This is a genomic window from Botrimarina sp. (genome assembly GCF_040219535.1).
Taxonomy (GTDB): domain Bacteria; phylum Planctomycetota; class Planctomycetia; order Pirellulales; family Lacipirellulaceae; genus Botrimarina.
On record NZ_JAVJSH010000016.1, the window covers coordinates 57,137 to 73,231 of the forward strand.

Consider the following 16,095-nt stretch of genomic DNA (forward strand, 5'->3'; position numbering starts at 1 on the left):
CAGCCGACAGCTCTTTTTGCGCTACCCGTTGCGGCCGGTGCGCGGTCGCACGCCCAGGCGCCGCGGCGCGTCGGTTATGCTGAGCGGATGCACCAACCCTCATCGCTGACCGGCGCGCTCTTCGCCGCCGCACTCATCACTTCCTGCTGGGCCGCCGCTTCCGAGCCGCCCGAGCCCCCGCGCGAGTTCCGCGCCGCTTGGATCGCCACGGTGGCGAACATCGACTGGCCATCCAAAAAGGGCCTCTCCGTTGAGCAGCAGCAGCGCGAGCTGATCGAGCTGCTCGACACGGCCGTTCGGCTGAACCTCAACGCGATCGTGCTCCAGGCGCGGCCCGCGTGCGACGCGCTCTACCAGAGCGACCTGGAGCCCTGGTCCCCCTACCTGACCGGCGAGTACGGCGCCGCGCCCGAGCCGTTTTACGACCCGCTCGAGTTCGCGTGCAACGAGGCGCACCGCCGCGGGCTGCAGTTGCACGCGTGGCTCAACCCGTACCGCGCGTGGCACTCGAGCGGCGGCGACGAGCTGCCCGAGGGCCACCCCGGCGAGCGGAACCCGTCGATGGTCCGCCGCTACGGCGCCCAGTGGTGGCTCGACCCGGGCGACCTCGACGCGTCCGCCCACTCGCTGGCGGTGGTCAAGGACATCGTGACCCGCTACGAGGTCGACGGCCTCCACTTCGATGATTACTTCTACCCCTACCCGGTCACGGAGAAGAACGCCGACGGCGAAACCGTCGAGGTCCCGTTCCCGGACGACGCCACCTACGGCGCCTACGCCGACAAGGAAGAGGCCGCCGGCCGCGAGCCCCTGGCGCGCGACGACTGGCGGCGGCAGAACGTCAACGACTTCATCCACGCGGTCTCGCGCGAGGTCCGCGGCGCAAAGCCGGGCGTGCTGTTCGGCGTGAGCCCGTTCGGCATCTGGCGCCCGAGGCATCCGCCGTCGATCCAAGGGTTCGACCCGTACGACAAGCTCTACGCCGACGCGAAGCTGTGGCTCGAGGAAGGATGGGTCGACTACTTCGCGCCGCAGCTCTACTGGCCGATCGAGCAGAAGCCGCAGAGCTACCCGGTGCTGCTGCGGTGGTGGGCCGGGCACAACCCCCAGCAGCGGCACCTGTGGCCGGGCTTGTTCACGTCGCGCGTCGGGCGCGGCGAGGGGCGCGGCTGGGAGGCGGACCAGATCGTGCGGCAGATCGAGGTCACGCGCGAGGTCGACGGCGCCGGCGGCAACATCCACTTCAGCATGAAGGCCCTCGCACGCGACTACGGCGGCCTGATCGACGCGCTCCAAGAGGGCCCCTACGCCCAGCCGGCCCTCGTGCCCCGTTCGCCGTGGGTCGAGCAGCCCCAGGGCGGCGAGCCGGCCGCCCCATCGGGCGCCCGCTGGTCGTCCGGCGCCGGCGACGCGAAGGTCGTGTGGGAAGCGGGCGCGGGCGAGCCGCTGGTGTGGGTCGTGCAGACGCTCCGCGACGGTCGGTGGTCGACGGCCGTCTTGCCGGCGGCGCGCCGCGAGGCGACGATCGGCCCGGCCGAGGGCGTCGAGTGTGTCGCGATCCGCGCGGCCAGCCGCCTCGGCGAGCTGAGCGAAGCGGCCCTGCTCGACGCGCCCTGACGACCCCCGCCCGAGTGCCTGCATGGAAGACGACACCAAGGCCACCCCGGCCCCCACGCCCGACGTGAACGGCCGCGCCACGGCCGGGACGACCGACCCGGGCGTGTCCGGAGCGACGGCGCCGGTCGAACCGAAAGGGCCGCCCTCCCGGTCCGCGTGGCGCTACGCTTGGGCGTGGGTCCCCTCGCTGTACTTCGCCGAGGGCGTGCCGTTTCTGATCGTGATGTCGCTGGCGGGCGACCTGTATGTCCAGCTGGGCGTCGACAACGACACGATGGCCCGCGCGACGAGCCTGCTCTACTTGCCGTGGGTGATCAAGCCGCTCTGGAGCCCGTTCGTCGAGGTCTTCGGCAAGCAGCGATGGTGGATCGCCGGCACGCAAGCGCTTGTCGCGGTGGCCCTCGGGCTGGCGGCTTGGGTGCTGCCGGGGGCGTCGTTCTTCTCGGCCACCCTCGCGCTGTTTTGGGTGATCGCCTTCGCGTCGGCCACGCACGACATCGCGGCCGACGGCTTCTATATCGACGCGCTGCCCGACCGCGCGCAGGCGTGGTTCGTCGGCCTGCGGAGCACGTTCTACCGGCTGTCGATGATCTTCGTGACCGGCGGCATGTTGCAGGCGGCCGGCGTGCTCGACAACCAGATGGAGAAGCCGCTGGCGTGGGCGTGGACCTTCGCCGGCGCGGCCGTGTTGTTCGGCGCCTTCGCGCTGTACCACGCGCTCGCGCTGCCGCGCCTGCCGAAGGAAACCGCCGCCAGCCTCGCCGGCGGGGCCCCGGGTGCGCCGCGAGAGAACCGGCTCGCGTCGGTCGCCAGCCAAGTGCGGGACACCATCGTTTCGTTCTTCCAGAAACCGGGCATCGTGCCCGCGATCGTCTTCCTATTGCTGTATCGCTTCTCCGAGGGGCAGCTCACAAAGCTCGCCAAACCCTTCCTGTTCGCCCCGCGGAGCGAGGGGGGCATGGCCCTCGAGGTCGAGACGGTCGGTGTCATCTACGGCTACGTGGGCGTCGGAATGCTCACGCTCGGTGGCATCCTCGGCGGCATGGCCGCGGCGAAGGGCGGGCTGCGGCGGTGGCTCTTGCCGATGGCGCTGGCCATGAACCTGCCCAACGCGCTCTACGCGCTGCTCGCCGCGTGGACGCCCGACTCGTACTGGCTCGTGACCGGCGTGGTCGCGGCCGAGCAGTTCGGCTACGGCTTCGGCTTCGCCGCGTACCTGCTCTACATGATCCACATCGCTCGCGGCGAGCACTCGACCGCGCACTACTCGATCTGCACGGGCTTCATGGCCCTCGGCATGGCCATCCCCGGCTTCATCTCCGGCGACATCCAGCGCGAGCTCGGCTACTTCTGGTTCTTCGTGTGGGTCGTCGTCGCGACGATCCCCAGCCTGCTCGTGACCGCCTACATCGCCCGCACCGTCCCGGAGGACGCGTTCGCCGAAGGCTAGGCCGCGCCCGCTCAACCGAGCTCCCGGGTGGCGCGGGCCGCAACGGGGGACGGCCGGCTAGCAGCGGCCGCCCCGCTGAGCCAATATGTCGGGCATGCCCAACCCACCCCCGAAGTCGCTCGCCGACAAAGTCGCCCAGCTGCTGAGCGTGCGGATCGGCTCGAACCTGCCGCCCACCAAGTCGGCCACCGACGACGAGCTGCGCGTCGCCGAGATCGTCCGCCACTGCCCGATCGGCGGGCTGATCCTCTTCAACGGCGTGTGGCCCGACGTCGGCGGCACGCTCCAGCGCCTGCAACACGCCAGCCGCTGGCCGCTGCTCGTGGTGGCCGACCTGGAGCGCGGCGCGGGGCAGCAGGTGCGCGGGCTCACGCGCTTCCCGCACGCGGCCGCCTTCCGCGGCTGTGGCGAGCTGGCCGAGGAGGCCGTCGCCGTGATGGCCGAGCTGACCGCCCGCCAGGCCGCCGGGGCCGGCGTGCACGGCAACCTCTCGCCGGTGGCCGACGTCAACTCCAACCCCACCAACCCGATCATCGCCACCCGCGCGTACGCCGACTCGCCCGCCGACACCGAGCCGCTCGTGCGGGCGTTCGTGCGCGGCGCGGCGGCGGCCGGGTCGGTCTCGTGCGCGAAGCACTTCCCCGGCCACGGCGACACGCAGCAAGACTCCCACGCCACGCTGCCGGTCGTCGACAAGACGCTCGACGAGCTCGGAGCGGTCGAGCTCCCGCCGTTCCGCGCGGCGATCGCCGCCGGCGTGCCGATGATCATGACCGCCCACGTGGCCTACCCCGCGCTCGACCCCACCGGCGCACCGGCCACGGTCTCGGCGCCGATCCTCCGCGGGCTGCTCCGCGAACAGATGGGCTTCACCGGCGTGGTCTGCAGCGACAGCCTGCTGATGGCCGGCGTCCGCGACCGCTTCGACAGCGAGGGCCAAGCGGTCGTGGCCGCGATCCGCGCGGGCGTCGACCTGCAGCTCGACGTGGCCGACCCCAACCGCGTGCTCGACGAGGTGGTCCGCGCGGTGGAAGCGGGCGACCTCGAAGAGCGGCTCGTCGACGAGGCGTTCCAGCGCGTCTGGCGGTTGAAGACCGGCGTGCTGGCCGCCCACCCCGGCGAAGCGCCCGACCCGCAAGCCTACGAGTCGCGCGCCGCGGAGCTGGCCGACCGGGTCGCCACGTCGGCGATCCGCTGGCGGCTGCCCGCCGACACCGAGCCCCCCCGGCTCACGTCGCCCGCCCCGGCCATCGCGCTGCTGCGAGGCCAGCGCCTGCCGACCGACGCGCCGGTCGCGCCGCTGCTGGCCGAGGTGCAGGGGAGGCTGCCCGACGCTCGCACGTTCGAGCTGACCGCCCAGAGCGACCCCGCGGAGTTCGAAGCGGCGCTGGCGGCTCTCAAGTCGGCCGACGAGGCGCTGCTCGCCCTGGTGGTGAAGCCGGCCGCGTGGCAAGCCTTCGGCCTGGACGACAAGCAGCGCGGCTTTGTGGAGCGTGTCGTGGCCGACGTGCCCGACCCGATCATCGCCAGCCTCGGCAGCCCCACCGTGCTGGCCGACTTCCCCGACCGCCTGCGCTGCGTGGTCACCTACAGCGACGAGCTCGTGAGCCAACGCGCGCTAGCGAGCGCGCTGGCGCCGCGCGATGCGTGAGTGACCCAGCGCGCGGCAGGCTGACCCAAAGCGGCGGTCGCCCCGTCCTCCGGCGTCGGCAGCCGACGGCGGCGGCCGCGAGGAGCGTTGCGGCGTCCGGCTCGGGCGTCGGCGCGCCCACGCCCGCGAGCCGGTCCCTCCACACGGTATAGTCCGCCGCGTCGACCCCGCCGTCGTGATTGCCGTCGGCGCTGAGGATCCCGCGGCGGCCAACCGAGTCGCTCAGCCCGTAGTCGCTCGTCCAGACAGCGAGGTCGCCCGCGTCGATCCGCCCGTCGCCGTTGTAGTCGCCGGGGGCCACGTCGATGGCGTGGAGGTAGGCTTGTCCCGCGTCCGACAGAGGCGAATTCCCGTGGGGTGCGCCGCTGACGACCAGGTCGCCTTCGATGCCGACCGACCACCCGAACTGAGTGTCCAGATCACCGAAGGCGCGGTCGCTCGGCGTGACGAAGCCGAGCTCGTTCCAAGAACCCGCTTCGAAGAGGTAGGTGGCGCCACCCCACACGCCGTCCACGTCGTGGAAGGGCGCTCCGACCGCGACCCGGTCGCCGTCGGTGGCCACGGAGAAGCCGAACCTGTCGTTCGAGTTGACGCTCGAGGGGTTGAGCTTCCGGACCTGCCTGCCGGTCAACGCGTCGAACACGTACGCTGCGCCGGCGCGGAAGCCGTTCTCGTCGTCGAGCGGCGCTCCGACCACCACGGTGTTCCCGCTGATCGCGACGCTCACCCCGAAGTCCGTGCCGGCGGCGGCGTCGTCGGGCGTGAGCTTGCTCACCTGGCGCCCGGTCGCCGCGTCGAACACGTAAGCCGCGCCGGAGCGGATCCCATCGGCGACGTGCTCCATCGCCCCGACGACAATCAGCCCGTCGTCGATGGCGATAGCCGATCCGCCAAACCCGTCGTCGTCGCGGCCGTCGTTGGCTCTCAGCACGCGCAGTTGATCGCCGGTCGAGACATCGAAGACATAAGCGGCGCCGGTCTGGGTCACGGTATCCGGTCCGAAGTAACCGGGGGCGCCGACCACCGCCAAGCCCTCGCCAGTCGCCACGGTCAAGCCGAAAGTCTCGTCGACCGTCCCTCCCGCTGGCCGGTAGTAGACGTCCGTGTGAGGCTGTGGGCGGAGTTGCCTGAGCTGCTCGCCGGTTCGCGCGTCGTAGAGATACGCCGAACCAGCAACGGTGTAGTTCGCGTTGTCCAACGGCGCGCCCGCGACAAGCACGCCATCGGCGAGAGAGATCGCCCACCCGATTCGTTGATTGGCGCGTCGCGGCTCTCGGTAGGCTTCGCTCACGAGCGCGCCGGTCGCCGCGTCGTAGACAAAGACTCCACCGGCGCCCGGGTACCCGCCTGGCAGATCCAGCAGCCACGCGCCCACCGCGATCAGCCCGTCGGCGATCGCAACGGACTCGCCGAACTGATCGTTCAGGGCCCCATTGGGAAGCCAGAACTGATGACTCTGCGCGATCGGAGCGGCGCCCGCCGGCGGCGCCCCGCCCACCGAGAGCATCGCGGCCGCGGCTAGGGCGATTCGGAAAGGCGTTCGATGGCTGGCTCTGCGCATCCCACGATTCTACTTACCGCTCCGCTTCTCGATCGATGCCGAGTTCCTGGGCCCGATGGGGGCGGTTCTGCCACGTGGCCTCGCGGCGGCCGGGTTCGCAACTTCGCTGCTGCCGTCCGGAACGGCCAGCGGTTGCGACGGGTAGGCGCTGGCCGATTGGGGCGCTCCGGGGGCCGACGCCCGCCGCGCTCTGGGAGGGTGGCCAATTCGGGATTCGCGCGGGCCCGGCCGGCGACAATCGACGGGTTTGTCGCCGCCTGGGGGTTTCGTTACAGGGGCCAGGCTAAGCAGCGCGGTGTAACGGATACGCAAGTCGTTGCTACGCCTGGGTTTGACTGCCCAATTGGACGCTTTTAGCGTTACGCGCGCGTTTCCGACGGTGTCGCGTAACGTAACGCCAAAGCGGCGGCTTGCCGTGTTCGGTGGCCATTCTGCTGCGGCGCCGCATCGAGCGCGGCCGCTACACGCCGATCGTGGTGGGCCGGTGGCCGGCCAGCAGGTCGCGGCGGAACGCCTGGGGGGTCTTGCCGGTGTCGCGCTTGAACGCGACGCCGAACCGCGTGGCGTTGGAGAAGCCGCAAGCGATCGCCACCTCGGTGATGGACAGCTCGCTGTGCCCCAGCAGCTCGCGGCTCTTCTCGAGCTGCACGCGGCGGATCTCGCGCGCGGGCGAGCGGCCCAGGTACCGCTGGAACTGGATCTCGAGGCTGCGGCGCGAGATCGGCACCTCGCGGAGGATGTCCAGCACGCTGATGCCGTGGTGCGCGTTGTTGCGGATGAAGCGGAGCGCGTCGACGACGTCTTGCTCGTCGATCGACAACAGGTCGGTCGATTGCCGGCTCCGCACGCCGCGCGGCGGGACCTCGATGGTGGGCGTCTGGGTGGGGTCTTCGTGCATCATCGAGTTGAGCAACGCGGCCGCCTCGTGGCCGATGCGCTCGCTGGCCACGTTGATGCTCGACAGCGGCGGGGTCGACACGTCGCAGAGCAGCTCGTCGAGGCTGCCCGCGAGCACCGCGATGTCGTCGGGCACGCGGATGCCGGTCAGGTGGCAGATCTCGGCGAGCTGTCGGGCGCGGCTCGCGTCGACCGCCAGCACGCCGATCGGGCGGGGCAGCGAGCGGATCCAGCGCTCCACGCGGCGCAGGCGCTCGGCCCAGCTCAGCCGGCGCCCCGGGCGGTAGCCCGGCTTGAACAGGTGGCACTCGTAGTCGGCCTCTTCGACCCGCTCGGCGAAGGCCTCGCCGCGGCGTTTGGAGTAGTCGGTGCTGGGGGGGGCGAAGTAGCCGAAGCGGCGGAAGCCGCGGTCGAGGAAGTGCGACATGGCCATCTCGGCGAGCTCGCGCTCGTCGGTGATGACCGACGCGAGGCCCTCCTCGGGGCCGACCACGTCGTCGACGTTGACCAGCGGCAGCCGGCGTGCGCGGAGCTTCTCGAGTTGCTTCTGCGAGGTGATCCGCGCGATGATGCCGTGGCCCTGCCAGCCGTCGGGCAACGCGGAGCGGTGCTCGTGGTCGCGCGGGTCCAGCAGCAGGTGCCAGCGGCCGTGACGGTCCGCGTAGTTGGAGATCCCCCGGATCAGGCGGCAGCCGGCGCTGGAGTCGGTTTCGACCAGCACGGCGATCTGCTTGAGCGCCTCGGGCGGGGTCTGGACCGGTGGGGTAACATTCTCGGGGGAGGGCGGGTGAGCCGATTCGCGGATCAAGCTGACAGACTCCGGTTTGCGGACCGAGCTGGGCAGCCAATCGCTGGCAGCCGCCCCGTCCGAGAGGGGTCAATACGCGTTGTGGAAGCTCTCGTTTGCGTCGCCTGTTTCCGCCGGGCTACCGAAACCGCAGGAAGCGCCGTACCCTGATCGTAGCAGGAAAGGGCGGATCCTGCGCAAAATAGCGCTTTGGCATCCCATTCTGTTGTAATTGCCGAGCGAACGAACCGAAAGCAATTGGCGCCAGTATTTACCCCTGCCGGGGGGCCGTCCGCCCCAGCCCGGGTGTGATAGCGCCGATTCTTCGGCTGAAGCCGCTTCTCCGCCGCAGGAGTGCTCCGTGTCCCTGAAGATGTACACCGCCGTGGGCCTGATGAGCGGCACCTCGGCCGACGGGGTCGACGCCGCGCTGCTGCGGACCGATGGCGAGACCCGGATCAAGGTCATCGGCGGGCTGACCGAGCCCTACGACGACGACACCCGGGACCGCTTACTCGAGGCCTCGCAGCACGACGTGCCGCTGAGCGACCTGCTGCGGCTAGAGCAGCACATCACCGACATCCACGCCCAAACGGTGAACAAGCTCGTCGAGCAGCACCAGAAGGACGTCGGCCGGGTCGAGGCGATCGGCTTCCACGGCCACACCGTTCGCCACATCCCCGACGAGGGCCTCACCTTCCAGATCGGCAACCCCTGGCGGCTGGCCGACGCGACCGGCGCGGCGGTCGTTTCCGACTTCCGCCGCAACGACATCGCGCTGGGCGGCCAGGGGGCGCCGCTGGCGGCGATGTTCCACCGCGCGTTGTTCGCGTCGGAGCCGTTGCCGGTCGCGGTGCTGAACCTCGGCGGAGTGGCCAACGTGACCTGGCTCGGCGAGGGCGACGCGTTGATCGCCGGCGACACCGGGCCGGGCTGTGGCCTGCTCGACGAGTGGGCCCAAGAGATGGCCGGCCTGTCCCACGACGAGGACGGCCGCCTGGCCCTCGCCGGCGAGGTCCGCGAAGAGCAGGTCCGCGAGGCGCTCTCGGCGCCGTTCTTCGCGCGGCCGCTGCCCAAGGCGGCCGACCGCTTCGACTTCGACCACGTCGACGTGTCGTCGCTGTCGGTCGAGGACGGAGCCGCCACCCTGTGCGCGGTCACCGTCAGGGCGGTGGCCGACGCGGTCAAGCGCTTGCCGCAAAAGCCCAAGACCCTGTGGGTCACCGGCGGCGGCGTGAAGCACCCGGTCATCATGTCGATGCTCGCCAACCACTTCGACGAGGTCCACCGCGTCGAGGACCGGCAGCTCAGCTCCGAGACGCTCGAGGCCGAGTGCTTCGCTTGGCTCGCGGTCCGGCGGCTACGCGAGCTGCCGATCACCGTGCCCGAAACGACCGGCTGCCGCCGGCCCGCTTGCGGGGGGACCATCACCTGCTGAGCAGCCGCACGGCGAGCAAGCCACAGCCGGTCGCCGCGTCCGGCGCGAGGGTCAACCGGCCGGCGGTCCAGCCGCACCGCTCCAAACGCGCGGCCACGAGCCGCCGGTAGTACGCCGAGCGCTCTAGCAGACCCCCGGCGAGCAGCACACGGGGCCGCGGCTGGTCCGGCTCGGCAACCCGGCCCGCGGCGGTGAGGACCAAATCCGCCAGGGCGTCGGCCCCCTCGTCGACGACCGACGACGCCGACCGGTCGCCTGCCTCGGCCAGCCGGATCACCACCGGCGCGAGGCCGGCGAGCCACGAGCGGGGGCTCGGCGCCGAGTACAGCGAACCCTTCAGGCCGCCCGCGTCGGCGGCGCCGGCGTAGGCCAGCACGGCTTGGCAGAGGGGGTCGCAGGGGGGCTCATCGGCCCGGGCCGCGTCGATCTGCTGGGCCGCCCAGCGGAACGCGGCCCGGCCCAAGCCGAGGCCGCTGCCGTCGTCGCCGACCAGGTAGCCCCAGCCGCCGAGGAGCGTGTCGGCGCCGTTGGCGGAGCGGGCCAAAGCCGACGAGCCGGTCCCGCTGATCAGGGCGATCGCGGGCTGGCCCGTCGGCGCGGCGGCCAGCAGCGGCGCCGCGTCGGCGACCGCCTCGCAGCGGCGGGCCAGTCCGGCGCTGGAGAGCAGGTCGGCCATACGCGAGCGGGCCGGCTCGGCCGCGCAGCCGGCGATCGCCGCCACGGCCGCGTCGGCCGGTGAAGAATCGCCGCTCGCCCCGCGGCACGCCTGAACGACCGCCGCGATCGCCGAGTCCCAGCCGACGCTATTCGGGTTGCTCGCCGCGGCGGCGGCCGATCCGAGCACGCACAGGCGGCCGTCGGGCCCGACTTCGAGCAGCCTGGCGACGGTCTTGGTGCCGCCGCCATCGACGCCCAATACGCGGGCCGCCGGCACGCGGGCCGCCGGCACGCGGGTCGACGGGTCGCCGGCGGCCGATGGGTCGGGTTGCGGCTCGCTCACCGGTTCACGGCGCTGGCCACGAGGCCACCGGCGGCGGCCAGGCGGCGGCGGGCCTCGTCGGGGGCGGACTCGGTCAGGCAGGCGACGATCGCCACCTTGACCTCGCCGTCGCAGCGGTCGAGCAGGTCGCTCGCCGCGTCGGGCTCGATGCCCGTGGCTTGACCGACGATCCGCACCGCCCGCGACCACAGCTTGGAGTTGGTCGGCCGCAGGTCGATCATCAGGTTGCCGAAGGTCTTGCCGAGGCGCACCATCGCGCCGGTGGTGATCATGTTGAGCACCAGCTTGGTGGCGGTGCCGGCCTTCAAGCGGGTCGACCCGCTGAGCACTTCGGGGCCGACGACCGGCGTGATGGCCGTGTCGGCGAGGCCGCTGATCTCGGCGTCGGCGTTGCAGCTCAGCGCGACCGTGTAGGCGCCCACTTGGCGAGCGTAGCGGAGGCCGCCGACCACGTACGGCGTGCGGCCGCTGGTGGCGATGCCGACCAACAAGTCGTGCTTGCCGAGGTCGATGTCACGCAGGTCCTGGGCGCCGAGCTCGGGGTTGTCCTCGGCGCCTTCGATGGCGGTGGTCAGGGCGTCGCGGCCGCCGGCGATCAGCCCCACGACCTGCCAAGACTCGGTGTTGAACGTCGGGGGGCACTCGGCCGCGTCGAGCACGCCCAGCCGCCCCGACGTGCCGGCGCCCTGGTACACGATCCGCCCGCCGCGGCTGAGGCGGTCGGCGGCTTCGTCGACAACGCGGGCGATGGCCTCGGTCTGGCGGCCGACCGCTTCGGCCACCTTGCGGTCCTCGGCGTTCATCACCTGGACGATCTGGACCGTCGACAGCGATTCGAGCCCCTCGGAGGCCGGGTTGCGGGCCTCGGTGGTCAGGTGGTCGAGCATGACACGCGGCATATGCGGTCCCGGCATCGAGCGAGCCGGCGTTCTCCCGTTGTTTGGAACGCCGCTCGAGGCGCCGTTCGGGCCGCCGCCGGGTTGCGCGTGGCTGCCGTGCTGGGCGGAGCGGGTCGGGGCGCCGCTGCACTCGGCCTGGTCGCCCAACACGACCGCGTCGGCGCCGGACGGGCTAATCGGGGCGGGCACGGTCGGGGGCGCGGACGGCTCGGCGGCGTCGGATGTATTTTTCACTCCCGCATGTTACCGATCGACGGGGCAGGGTGTTCCCTCCGGTGCGCACTTTCGTGATACGGATGCGCTGAGTACGCAGGATGGTCGTCGGGCGGCTGTTATTCTCGCCATCAACCGCTTAGTTCCCCGATCCCCGGCGCCTAGCTGCATGGAGAGTCCGCTGCCGCCGACGGACCTTGCGATCCTCACGGTTTACCTTGTCCTCACGGTCGTCTGGGGTTCTTGGCGGCCGGCTTCTCGGTCGGAGACCGACTACCTGCTGGGTTCCCGCAACGTCGCGTGGCCCTTGCTGCTGTTGTCGATCGTGGCCACCGAAACGAGCACCGTCACCTTCTTGAGCCTGCCCGGGCAGTCGTTCGTCGATGGCGGGGACATGACGTTCTTGCAGGTCACGTTCGGGTACGTGATCGGCCGCTTGGTGGTGATCGCTTGGCTGCTGCCGGGTTATTTCCGCGGCGAGGTGTTCACCGCGTACGAGGTCCTCGAGCGCCGCTTCGGCGTGTCGACCCGCCGCGCGGCGTCGGTGCTGTTCTTGCTCTGCCGCACGCTCGCCGATGGCTTGCGGCTGTTCCTCACGGCGCTGGCGCTGCAGCAGGCGCTGGGGTTGCCGCTGCCGCAGAGCGTGCTGGTGCTGACCGTGGCGACCACGATCTACGCTGCGCTAGGGGGCGTGGCTTCGATCGTTTGGAACGACGCGGTCCAGCTCTGCGTGTACACGACCGGCGCGCTGGTGGCGGTTTGGCTGATCGTGCAGGCGTGCCCCGGCGGGGCGTCGGCGATCGCCGAGTTCGGCGCCGAGACCGGCCGCTTCCGCTGGTTCGACCCGCAATTGGGCGTGTTCAGCCCGAAGCTCACCTTCTGGTCCGGCCTGGTCGGCGGCGCGTTCCTGTCGCTCGCGACCCACGGCGTCGACCAGCTGATGGTCCAGCGCTACCTGTGCGCTCGCTCGCAACGCAGCGCCGCCCTGGCGCTGGGGCTCAGCGGGCTGGTGGTGTCGGCGCAGTTCCTGCTCTTCTTGTTGATCGGCGTCGGGCTGGCGGCGGTCCACGCGGCGACCGGCTTCGCCGAGGGCCTCTCGGGCGACCAGGCGTTCGCCGCCTTCCTCGTACGCGAAGCGCCGACCGGGCTGCGCGGGGTGCTGTTCGCCGGCGTGATCGCGGCCGCGATGTCGACGCTCTCCAGTTCGCTCAACTCGTCGGCCAGCGTGCTCGTGAAGGACCTGCTGCCGCGGCCCACGGGCGACGACGAGCAGGTCGTCCAGCGCCGGGTCGTGGCGAGCGCGCGGTGGGCTACGGTGGTTTTCGCGGTCCTCCAAGCGGGGGTCGCTCTGTTCGCTTGGGGGATAGCAGTGGAGTCGAGTGTGATCTACCTGGTGCTCGCTATCGCGGGTTTCACGACCGGTATGCTCGTGGGTCTCTACGCGCTGGCTACTGTGACCGGCAGGGGCCGCTCGCGGGTCGCGCTGACGGGGCTCGGGGTGGGGGCGGCCGCTGGCGTGGCGGTTTTTGCTTGGAACACCGCGGCAGCGGAAGGGCTCGTCGAGGGAGCGGCGATCAACGGCATGTGGAACGCGCTGATCGCGTCGGCTGCGACGCTCGTCGCGGGGCTGATCGCGGCGGTTCTCGTGCGGCCCTCGGCGCGGGGCGCGTCGGCGGCGCTGGTGGCGCTGGTGGCGTTCTCGGCGTTCTCGGCGACCGGCGCCGCGCAGCCGACGCGCTCGCCGGAGGAGCTGGGCCTGGACGCCAAGCATCTAGAGAACATCGAGCGTGAGGTCGAAGCGTCCCGCGCCGACGGCCAGTTCGCCGGCTGCGTGGTGGCCGTCGGCCGCCGCGACGGGGTCGGGTGGCTCCGCGCGTACGGGGACCGTCAGGTCGAGCCCGAGCGGCAAGCGATGACCGTCGACACGGTGTTCGACCTGGCGTCGCTGACCAAGCCGATCGCCACGGCGTCGAGCGTGTTCCACTTGCTCGAGCGGGGGCGGCTGCGGCTGGGGGACCGCCTCAGCGTGCACCTGCCGATCGAGGCCGACAGCGAAGCGGGCCGGCTGACGATCGAGAGCCTGCTCACGCACCACTCCGGCTACGTGCCCGACAACGCGCTGGAGGACTACCGGCACGGCGCGGAGGAGGCCTGGCGGCGGCTGTTCGCGTTGCAGCCCGAAACGCCGCCGGGAACGAAGTTCATCTACTCCGACGTGAACTTCGAGCTGCTGGGGCGGATCGTCGAGCAGGCCAGCGGCCGGCCCCTGGACCGCTACGCACGGGAGGAGCTCTACGAGCCGCTCGGCATGAGCGACACGTCGTTCCGACCCGACGACGAGCGCCGCAGCCGCAGCGCGGCGACCGAGCCACGCGACGGGGCGATGCTCGTCGGCGACGTGCACGACCCGCGCGCTGCGCTGCTCGGCGGGGTAGCCGGGCACGCGGGCTTGTTCAGCACCGCGGCGGACCTTTCCCGCTACGCCCGCATGCTGCTGGGCGAGGGCGAGCTCGAGGGAACGCGGGTCTTGAGCCCGCCGGCGGTCCGGGAGATGACCCGCGCGCGGGAGGTGTCGGGCGCTCGGCGGGCGGCGGGCTGGGATTCGTTGAGCGGTTTTTCGAGCAACCGGGGCGAGTTGATGACCGACCGGGCGTTTGGTCATGGTGGGTTCACCGGCACGGCCTTTTGGGTCGACCCGGGCTTGGACCTGTTTGTCGTTTTTCTGTCCAACCGGCTGCACCCCGACGGCGAAGGGACCGTGAACGCCTTGGCGGGGCGGATCGGTTCGATCGCGGCGGCGGCGGTCGAGGAGCCTCAAGATGCGAAGTGAGCCGAGTCGAGTCCTGAGGGTCGCCGCCCTGGCGGTGCTGGTCGCGCTGGCCGGCGACGCTCGCGCCGACCACCACGCCGCGGGCGATCACACGGCGACCGGCGAGCGGTGGGCGGTCGCGACCGTGCAGCCGATCGCGACCGACGCGGCCGCCGACGTGTTCCGCGACGGCGGCAACGCGGTCGACGCGGCCGTCTGCGCGGCGATGACACTCGGCGTGGTCGACAACCACAACTCGGGGCTGGGCGGCGGGTGCTTGATCCTGATCCGCTCGCCCGACGGGGAGCTGCTGGCGATCGACGGCCGCGAAACCGCGCCGGCCGCCGCCAGCCGGCAGATGTTTGTGCGCGACGGGGTGGCCGACACTTCGCTGAGCCAAACGGGGCCGCTGGCGGTCGGCACGCCCGGCGCGTTGGCCGCGTACGCGATGGCCAACGAGCTAGCCGGCGAGCTGCCGCTCGCGCGGCTGCTGGCGCCGGGCGAGCAGGCGGCCCGTGAAGGCTTCCCGCTCGACGCCAACTACGCGGGCCGCTTGGCGGGCGCGGCGAGGCGGCTGAGGCTGTTCCCGGCCTCCGCGGGTCAATTGCTGGACGCCGACGGCCAGCCGCACCCGGAGGGCTACGTGCTGCGGCAGCCGGACCTGGCCGCGACCTACCGGGCGATCGCCGAGGAGGGGCCCGATTGGTTCTACCGAGGACCGCTGGCGGATCGCATCGGCGCGTGGATGGCGGCCAACGGCGGCTTGCTGTCGGCCGACGATTTCGCGCGGTACGAGGCCCTGCGGCGCGAGCCGATCGAGTCGACCTACCGCGGCCTGAGGGTGATTGGCTTCCCGCCGCCGTCGTCGGGCGGCGTGCACGTGGCGCAGATGCTGGGCATGCTCGAGCGGTTCGATTTGGGGCGGATGCTGCGTCGCGACCAGCCGCGGGCGGTGCACGTGGTCACCGAGGCGATGAAGCTCGCTTTCGCCGACCGCGCGTACTGGCTGGGGGACTCGGACTTCGCCGACGTGCCACGCGGCCTGACCGACCCGGCCTACATCGACGAGCTGTCGGCGAAGATCGACCCCGAACGGGCGACTGAGGTCGCCGCCCAGGGCGAGCCGCCCCGCTGGCGGCAAGACCTGTTCGGCCGCCACACCACGCACATCGCCGCGGCCGACGCCCGGGGGTGGTGGGTGGCGATCACCGCGACGGTGAACACCGGTTTCGGCTCGAAGGTGATCGTGCCTGGCACCGGGCTGGTGCTGAACAACGAGATGGACGACTTCTCGATCGAGCCCGGCGTGCCCAACGCGTTTGGCCTGGTCGGCGCGGAGAACAACGCCGTGGAGCCCGGCAAGCGGCCGCTGTCGAGCATGAGCCCGACGCTCGTGCTCGACGCCCAGGGGGAGCCGCTGCTGACGGTCGGCGCGGCGGGCGGGCCGAAGATCATCACGCAGGTGCTGCTGGCGATTATCCGCGTGGTCGACGGCGGCATGCCGCTCGGCGAAGCGATCGCCGCGCCGCGTTGGCACCACCAGTGGCGCCCGGATGAGCTCTCGTTCGAGAAAGCCATGCCCGCGGGCGTGGCGCTGCCGGCGATCGCCTACGGCCACAGGGCCGGCCTGCTCGGTTCGGGCGGCGTGTCGCAGGGGGTCCAGCGGCTGCCCGACGCGCGGCTGACGGCGGTCCGCGACCCGCGCGTGCCGGGCAAGGCGGCTGCGGAGTAACGGAGTAACCAAGCACGCCCACGCAAATCGGGCGTCAGAGA

10 protein-coding genes are annotated in these 16,095 nt (G+C 71.7%); 6 read left to right on the forward strand and 4 right to left on the reverse strand.

The window, feature by feature from the left end; translation table 11 throughout:
* The first annotated feature begins 87 nt into the window (after window positions 1-87).
* The 3 genes from RIC11_RS08220 (at window position 88) to RIC11_RS08230 (ending at window position 4,718) form a co-directional block, all read left to right on the forward strand.
* Window positions 88-1,617, forward strand: a complete 1,530-nt coding sequence (locus RIC11_RS08220) for a glycoside hydrolase family 10-like protein (protein WP_350210161.1) — start codon at window positions 88-90, stop codon at window positions 1,615-1,617.
* Between the two features lie 22 nt (window positions 1,618-1,639).
* On the forward strand, window positions 1,640-3,067 hold the full coding sequence (locus RIC11_RS08225) for an MFS transporter (protein ID WP_350210163.1): 1,428 nt from the start codon (window positions 1,640-1,642) through the stop codon (window positions 3,065-3,067).
* A 94-nt stretch (window positions 3,068-3,161) separates the two neighbouring features.
* Window positions 3,162-4,718, forward strand: a complete 1,557-nt coding sequence (locus tag RIC11_RS08230; RefSeq protein ID WP_350210164.1) for a glycoside hydrolase family 3 protein — start codon at window positions 3,162-3,164, stop codon at window positions 4,716-4,718.
* Here RIC11_RS08230 and RIC11_RS08235 read toward each other — a convergent pair.
* Entirely contained in the window at window positions 4,651-6,225 is a 1,575-nt protein-coding gene (locus RIC11_RS08235) for a dockerin type I domain-containing protein (RefSeq protein ID WP_350210166.1), read from the reverse strand. The two genes, RIC11_RS08230 and RIC11_RS08235, sit on opposite strands and share 68 nt — an antisense overlap.
* Window positions 6,226-6,739: 514 nt before the next feature.
* Entirely contained in the window at window positions 6,740-7,984 is a 1,245-nt protein-coding gene (locus RIC11_RS08240) for an AraC family transcriptional regulator (protein WP_350210167.1), read from the reverse strand.
* Between the two features lie 340 nt (window positions 7,985-8,324).
* Here RIC11_RS08240 and RIC11_RS08245 point away from each other — a divergent pair, with 340 nt between their 5' ends.
* Window positions 8,325-9,401, forward strand: a complete 1,077-nt coding sequence (locus tag RIC11_RS08245) for an anhydro-N-acetylmuramic acid kinase (protein WP_350210169.1) — start codon at window positions 8,325-8,327, stop codon at window positions 9,399-9,401.
* On the opposite strand, the gene RIC11_RS08250 is transcribed toward RIC11_RS08245, so the two are convergent.
* Both RIC11_RS08250 and murQ read right to left on the reverse strand, forming a co-directional pair.
* Window positions 9,391-10,401 (reverse strand): BadF/BadG/BcrA/BcrD ATPase family protein, encoded by a 1,011-nt coding sequence (locus RIC11_RS08250; RefSeq protein ID WP_350210171.1) that lies wholly within the window; start codon window positions 10,399-10,401, stop codon window positions 9,391-9,393. The genes RIC11_RS08245 and RIC11_RS08250 overlap by 11 nt on opposite strands.
* On the reverse strand, window positions 10,398-11,489 hold the full coding sequence (murQ, locus tag RIC11_RS08255) for an N-acetylmuramic acid 6-phosphate etherase (protein WP_350210173.1): 1,092 nt from the start codon (window positions 11,487-11,489) through the stop codon (window positions 10,398-10,400). The genes RIC11_RS08250 and murQ overlap by 4 nt, the downstream gene beginning before the upstream one ends.
* Window positions 11,490-11,682: 193 nt before the next feature.
* Here murQ and RIC11_RS08260 point away from each other — a divergent pair, with 193 nt between their 5' ends.
* Together RIC11_RS08260 and ggt are read left to right on the forward strand one after the other, a co-directional pair.
* Window positions 11,683-14,343 (forward strand): sodium:solute symporter family transporter, encoded by a 2,661-nt coding sequence (locus RIC11_RS08260; protein WP_350210175.1) that lies wholly within the window; start codon window positions 11,683-11,685, stop codon window positions 14,341-14,343.
* Window positions 14,333-16,054 carry a gamma-glutamyltransferase gene (gene ggt, locus RIC11_RS08265; protein WP_350210177.1) on the forward strand — a complete coding sequence of 574 codons (1,722 nt, stop codon included), beginning with the start codon at window positions 14,333-14,335 and terminating at the stop codon, window positions 16,052-16,054. The genes RIC11_RS08260 and ggt overlap by 11 nt, the downstream gene beginning before the upstream one ends.
* The last annotated feature ends 41 nt before the right edge of the window (window positions 16,055-16,095 follow it).

Coding starts and splice junctions, on each gene's coding strand:
- RIC11_RS08225 (WP_350210163.1), top strand. CDS start 1,640: ATGGAAGACGACACCAAGGCCACCCCGGCCCCCACGCCCGACGTGAAC.
- RIC11_RS08230 (WP_350210164.1), top strand. CDS start 3,162: ATGCCCAACCCACCCCCGAAGTCGCTCGCCGACAAAGTCGCCCAGCTG.
- ggt (WP_350210177.1), top strand. CDS start 14,333: ATGCGAAGTGAGCCGAGTCGAGTCCTGAGGGTCGCCGCCCTGGCGGTG.
- RIC11_RS08235 (WP_350210166.1), bottom strand. CDS start 6,225: ATGCTCTCGGTGGGCGGGGCGCCGCCGGCGGGCGCCGCTCCGATCGCG.
- RIC11_RS08260 (WP_350210175.1), top strand. CDS start 11,683: ATGGAGAGTCCGCTGCCGCCGACGGACCTTGCGATCCTCACGGTTTAC.
- RIC11_RS08220 (WP_350210161.1), top strand. CDS start 88: ATGCACCAACCCTCATCGCTGACCGGCGCGCTCTTCGCCGCCGCACTC.